Origin of the sequence: Vibrio sp. ER1A (assembly GCF_000733315.1) — a bacterium.
In the GTDB taxonomy this organism is placed as follows: Bacteria; Pseudomonadota; Gammaproteobacteria; order Enterobacterales; family Vibrionaceae; genus Vibrio; species Vibrio mediterranei.
The window spans coordinates 1-6,087 of the sequence record NZ_JPJA01000042.1 but is presented as its reverse complement, the minus strand read 5'-3'; the positions used below and the strand labels follow the sequence as shown (position 1 = coordinate 6,087).

General features: G+C 40.7%; 8 protein-coding genes. 4 read left to right on the top strand and 4 right to left on the bottom strand.

Annotated elements, in window-relative coordinates; genetic code table 11:
- Positions 1-135 precede the first annotated feature (135 nt).
- A complete protein-coding gene (locus HW45_RS04110) occupies positions 136-918 on the top strand; it encodes a hypothetical protein (protein ID WP_038225039.1) in 783 nt (260 codons plus the stop codon).
- On the opposite strand, the gene HW45_RS04105 is transcribed toward HW45_RS04110, so the two are convergent.
- From HW45_RS04105 to HW45_RS04090, 4 genes are all read right to left on the bottom strand, one after another.
- Positions 915-1,706 (bottom strand): EAL domain-containing protein, encoded by a 792-nt coding sequence (locus HW45_RS04105; RefSeq protein ID WP_038225037.1) that lies wholly within the window; start codon positions 1,704-1,706, stop codon positions 915-917. The genes HW45_RS04110 and HW45_RS04105 overlap by 4 nt on opposite strands.
- A 313-nt stretch (positions 1,707-2,019) precedes the next feature.
- Entirely contained in the window at positions 2,020-2,808 is a 789-nt protein-coding gene (locus HW45_RS04100; RefSeq protein ID WP_038225036.1) for a lipase family protein, read from the bottom strand.
- Between the two features lie 84 nt (positions 2,809-2,892).
- Complete coding sequence (locus HW45_RS04095) at positions 2,893-3,525, bottom strand: hypothetical protein (protein ID WP_038225033.1); 633 nt, start codon at positions 3,523-3,525, stop codon at positions 2,893-2,895.
- A gap of 34 nt (positions 3,526-3,559) precedes the next feature.
- Complete coding sequence (locus HW45_RS04090) at positions 3,560-4,204, bottom strand: helix-turn-helix domain-containing protein (RefSeq protein ID WP_038225031.1); 645 nt, start codon at positions 4,202-4,204, stop codon at positions 3,560-3,562.
- A 193-nt stretch (positions 4,205-4,397) separates the two neighbouring features.
- Here HW45_RS04090 and HW45_RS04085 point away from each other — a divergent pair, with 193 nt between their 5' ends.
- The 3 genes from HW45_RS04085 (at position 4,398) to HW45_RS04075 (ending at position 5,903) form a co-directional block, all read left to right on the top strand.
- The gene (locus tag HW45_RS04085) at positions 4,398-4,634 is read left to right on the top strand and encodes a DUF2164 domain-containing protein (RefSeq protein ID WP_038225029.1); all 237 of its coding nucleotides are present in this window, start codon (positions 4,398-4,400) and stop codon (positions 4,632-4,634) included.
- A 160-nt stretch (positions 4,635-4,794) separates the two neighbouring features.
- The gene (locus tag HW45_RS04080) at positions 4,795-5,337 is read left to right on the top strand and encodes a cytochrome b (protein WP_038225041.1); all 543 of its coding nucleotides are present in this window, start codon (positions 4,795-4,797) and stop codon (positions 5,335-5,337) included.
- Positions 5,334-5,903, top strand: a complete 570-nt coding sequence (locus HW45_RS04075; RefSeq protein ID WP_006072812.1) for a YceI family protein — start codon at positions 5,334-5,336, stop codon at positions 5,901-5,903. The genes HW45_RS04080 and HW45_RS04075 overlap by 4 nt, the downstream gene beginning before the upstream one ends.
- Positions 5,904-6,087 lie beyond the last annotated feature (184 nt).

The following is a 6,087-nucleotide window of genomic DNA, read 5'->3' as shown; positions in this document are numbered from 1 at the left end:
TCAAGTGTGTAGATATATGAAATCAAAATTATTTTTGTATTTGATGACCTGATAATATCTTGCTCCCTTAATATCTCTAGAGCTCCATCTAATTTCATGCGCAACCTTGTTTTCTGTTTGACATTGATAAGCACCATGGCCCTAGCCAATGAATCAGCCGTTTCGTCTCATTTAAAAGTAAAGGACGAAGATTTTGGCCGTACTCTGCCTTTCTTTGGAGATCGAGTACGTAGCGTTGGAATTAGGCTGCCCAAACCGATCGGGATATCTTTGTTTACTCATCAGCAAGAAGACTTAATGAACTTGAGCGACTTTAAAGTTGACGGTGAATCGGTAGGGGACTTACTGCCCGACGGAGCAAGTCAAACGGTAAATACAACGAGTATTATTGCGGTGAGAGGTGATGTATGGTTGCTGCCGTTTTGGGGCTTTAACGCCATGATAGGCAAAGCGATAACCACATCGGACATATCTATTGGTGTTAATGACTTACTTAACGACAATATTGCAAAGCTGGAACTTAATGGGATGGCAACGACGTCGACCATTACATCGATAGGTACAACCTTAGCGTATGGGCATAAACAGTTTTTTACGACCATAGATGCACAATATGTCTCTACAGCTGTCTCCGGTGTGGGTGTCGATTTGGATGCTTTGGTGGTGACTCCGTTAGTAGGGTTTAATATTGGGGACAGCGGTTGGAAAGTCGTAGTCGGGGGACAGTACCAAGATTATCAAAGGCAACTTAAAGGACAGTTTGCAGATATCCGATTTAGTGCCAAACAAACATCAAGTAGATGGTCGACAATGGTTGGAATGCAAAAAGAGTTCAGTGATAACTGGGAGGCCTCGTTAATGGCGCAGAGCGGCAGGACGAGGGAGGGCGTGACGTTTATGTTAGGTAAACGGTTTTAAACCACTTGTTGCAATCGAGGAAGCAAAGCAGTTGGCATAGCCAGGTGATATCCTTGATAGAAATCTATCTTCAGCGCTTTCATTGCAACGAGCTGTTCAGCGGTCTCTACGCCCTCTATGACGGTCTTGGCCCCTGATTGTTTAGCAAGTTTTAAACCCGTGAGTAGGGGGCGTTGATTTCCATCCATATACTCAATTAACAACTGACGGTCCAATTTTAGTATATTAGGTTTAACTTGTTTGACCCTTTCAGGACTTGATTCTTTACATCCAAAATCGTCGATAGCAATCAAAAAATCTTCATTACTTAGCTGGTGAGCAGCTGAAGCCAATGTTCTCGCACTAAAGGCCGTTAATTCCACAAGCTCGACAACGACTCTTTTATTATCGATTTGCAGTGCTTTAAGTCGAGACATTAACAACGATGATTTTAATCCTTCAGCCGCCAGCCTTTCACTGGATATCGGTAGAAAATTGAGGAATATAAGTCTGTTGTTGTACAAGGACATACTAAAGTTACGCAAATGAATGGCACGGCTCAATCTGTCCACGTTGAGCTGATCGGCTAATGAAATTTCATCATTCTGGAAAAATAGATTGGGTGGAATTGGTTCGTCATTTTGATCAAACAAGCGAACCAATGCTTCCATACCGATTATTTCATTTCTTATATTGAATATAGGCTGAAACACACTTTTTAAGGTCAAGTGTTTATAGGTTGCAATACAGCACCCGGAACGATCGAGTCTAATCCGTTGGGAAAATTGATGTTTATCGGTTAGTAGCATTTACAGCGTTTTATAAATGAAATTCAAACTATGATGGCACGCTGATCACGGATGTCAAATTCAGTAACTGAATGATATCTGTGATAAATATCACTATTATTGGCTAAGTCAATGTGAACTATTAACGTTTTTTGAAAGTGAATCAGTGTCAGTGTTTATAATTTGATGAAATCGTGTATAAAAAGCAGACAAAACTCGGCTAATAACCTTAACTACATTGATCTGTCTCATATTTGCGATAGCAATAGTATTGATAAATGTAATCGATTAACTTTTTGGAGATTTGTCTGTTTTTTTTGAAATACATCTCATTTTAACGCTCATCAAAGAAATCCTTGTTCCTTATGTATTTACTCATTAAATGATAAGAAAAAGGCCGGACTAACCAGGATATTAATGAGCGCCCGAATCTCACTAATGAAGGTGTGTTTTCATAAATGCGCCCGTTGTAGAGCCATAACATTTTTCCCACGTGCCAGTATGCGAATGGAATGGGTGGTAAGAACGTGACAACATCGAGGTCACAACAGATTCGGTAGGTTTTATGAGCTAATTTAAAGTGCTTTTTAAATCCATAACCCCCAATAGCCGGTTGGCCAAACGTAACAATGCGTTTTATCGACTTTGGGTATTTCTGTTCAAGTACGTCAGCAATAACACATCCGATCGCGCCGCCAGAGGAATGGCCTGTAATCGCGATTCGTTTACCATTCTCAATCAATTCGGAAGCGATGCTTATTGTGCGTTCGAACACAGAAAGGCCCAATTGGTCTTTTTTGTGCGTGGGTTGGCTTTCTTGGTTAAGAATAAAGTGAAAGCCTGCGTGAATAGAGTAGTTCAGCCCAAAGTGTCGACAGCTTCTTTGCCACATAGCGAAGTTTAATAACCAATCAGTAGGACTGTGAGAGCCTTTAATTACGATAACCGCTTCTTCTTTGTTTTGGCTCCACAGAATGCGAACGACGGTTTTTCCAGATCTATTGGCGACAATTCGTTGCCCGTTAGGGTCGAAACCGTAGCGTGTTTGCTTGAATACTCGAGGATATGCCAAGTTACACAACACAGCGTATTTTTCATATTGGTATCGTTTGAGACTTTTCACTTCAACTCTGGTTTGGTTAGTAACGGAACCACTATGAGAAATTGTAGTTAAAGTTTGATGACAACTACCATGAAAAAAAGGGGGCTATGGATAAATAATGGCGTAGAGCTGAACGTACTTTAATACTGGCTCTTGGTTGGCTGTCCGTTTTAAGGGATGAGTGAAGTTAATATAGTTAGGTGTCATCGCAAGTCGATTTCGAAGTGAACCACTAAGTGAACTATCTGCCTCAAGCAATTTAACTCCTTGGCGGACATAACTGTCGAGATCGTGTGGCAGTGTATTTTGCCACCAATGGATAATTCCTCTGCTTTGAGCACATCGATTGATCCAGTGGTCGGCGACAACCACCAAAATATCCTTAGATTGAATGGCGTAATGATTCTCTGCTTGCCATTGTTGAAGGTGAGTAAATAGGCGCTCTTTACTTGCAGAGTTGGCATTAATGAAATGATGAGTGATTATCCAAATAGTCCCCAAAGAAGAACTGACCCGATAATTACATGAGCTTGCTGAATCACTTTTCGAATCTAACGGGGCTAGTGTTGCCTCATGTCCCAAGCTCGTAAAGCTTGCGGAAACTCTTCTAGCGAATGCGAGTCCAAGGTGATGTTCGGTCATTCCACCATTATGAACCGCAGGGTAGTGCTGGTGGCAGAGCTTTTGGCAGTCTGCTTGAAAGTTGCGAATACTATGAACTACGATATCTTGCAACAATGAAAAATCCTTCTTCCTTGAAACGGAGTCTTTATTAGATTCGTTTTTCCCAAGTACCCCAACGCACGACACCTAACACGTCAATGTCATTATCACTAACTTGATGGATCGCATTCTTGGTTGTGTCATCGCCATACCAGACATGGATGATACTACCCACTTTAACAAGCGTGAAAAAATCCGGATAGGGGTTACCTGGAAGCCTTGCTAACACGATGTCATCGTTAACCCAAGCCTTATTAGGATTTACAAGCGCGATACAATCCCATTTATAGGAGACTGACCCAGTAACTGGGTACATTACGCCAAAACACTCTTTGTATTCAGGAGGAACAGGTATAGAGCCAACTGAAGGAGGCGTTTCGCCGCTTAATAATGCATTAACCTCTGTACGATTATACACCGCTACAGTGATCGCACTTTGGTTTGCTGCATGAGTAATATCTTCAGCATCTGTGTGTTTGTCGCCAACACCAAAGCAAAGCCAATGTGCTTGCACTTTAAAATAATCAGCGATTAATGAAAGATCTTCAATGGACGGATAAGTACGTGTTGGGCCTTTCGTGAGGTAACGTCCTATCGTGGCTTTACCTTTTCCGATCGCTTCGGCCAACTCGTTATTGGTAATATTTTTTTCTTTTAGCAGTGTAGAAATGCGTTCTTGATATCCGTCGGTCATGGTTCCTCCATAAAATTGTCTTTATGATAGTTTATGGGTTTCAAAAATGAAACTTATAAGGGAAATAATCAAAGATTATGAGACTTGCGTGGAAAATTGTGAAAGCGAGGTTGGGATCTACGGTGGAATACTTGCCTTAAATGGAGCAGTGTTATAGTTAACCCTTTAATTGTAACAAATAATTAGGAATAACATGTTTGAAACCAAGAAAAAAGCAGAGCTCATTAGTGACTTACAAACCTACTTTAGTGATGAGCTCGATTACGAGTTAGGGCAGTTCGACGCCGAGTTTTTACTAGATTTCCTGATCAAAAAACTAGGTCCTGCCTTCTATAACAAAGGGTTAGATGATGCCAAACAGGTACTTGAACGGAAAGTTATGGACATTAGTGATGAGTTGTATGAGATAGAAATGCCAGAAGATAGCTAAGTGACTAATTGGTAAATAAATATCTTGTTCGAAAAAACTGAAGAACATTATCAAAGAGTGATTATCGTTAAAGTGTCAATTTAAGTAAATACTGTATCTCAAAGGTTGTATGGTTGTTAGGATATTAAATGAGATGCAATATCAAGTAACGGAATTGGTAATGACTGGAAACGAAGGAAAAAACTATAACCCTGTGGCGAGAGCACTGCATTGGCTTTCTGCGATTGTGATTATAGGAATGTTTGCCGTTGGCTTATGGATGGTTGACTTAACCTATTACAGCGAATGGTACAAAACAGCTCCTCATTGGCATAAGTCGATAGGTATTCTTTTAGCTGGTTTGACGGTTTTTCGTCTTCTTTGGAAAAGTGCCACTGTCACACCAAAGATTGAAGGCCATCCTATTGAGCAATTAGGAGCGAAAGTTGGCCACTTACTGATGTATCTAGCACTGATTGTTATATTTGTCAGTGGCTATTTAATCTCTACCTCAGATGGTAGAGGCATAGAAGTATTTGATTGGTTCACTGTACCTGGTGCAGGTGAGTTATTTGCTAACCAATCTGACATAGCGGGCGAAGTTCACTTTTATGCTGCTTGGTTCGTTATTATTGCCGCCGCTGGACATGCACTAGCCGCGTTAAAACATCACTTTATTAACAAAGATAATACTCTTCGAAAAATGTTAGGAGTTTCGAAATGAAAAAGACACTAATCGCTACAGGAATGGCAGTGGCAATGATGTTGCCGCTAGGTGCAAATGCTGCAGACTATGTAATTGATACAAAAGGTGCACACGCCTCTATTAACTTTAAAGTGAGTCACCTTGGCTATAGTTTTATTAAAGGTCGATTCAACAACTTCTCAGGCGAGTTCAGCTATGATCCAGCAAACATTGACGCATCAGCGGTAGAAGTCGTAGTTGATACGACAAGCTTAGATTCAAACCATGCTGAGCGTGACAAGCACATCCGCAGTTCAGACTTCATTGATGCAAGCAAGTTCTCTGAAGCAACGTTCAAAAGTACTGGTGTAAAAGATAAAGGTGACGGCAAACTTGACGTGATGGGAGACCTAACACTTCACGGAGTAACACAACCAATCACGATTGAAGCTGAGTTTATCGGTGCAGGTCAAGACCCTTGGGGTGGTGAGCGTGCTGGCTTTAATGGTACTACCCGTTTAGAACTGGCTGACTTCAAGATTCCAGTCATGGGCGATTCAAGCTATGTTGACATGGAACTTCACGTAGAAGGCGTGAAGAAATAACTGTTTCTCATGAACATGCTAATTTGATTTTTCAAGCCCCTTTTTAAGGGGCTTTTTTGTGAACCAAACTAAATCAAAAATACTGATAATTATTGTCAGATTTTCTTTTCTCGTAAGTTACGAGTCATTTATTAATGCTTCGTTAACTGCTTTCTATAAATAACCAATTTTCTTCAACTACATT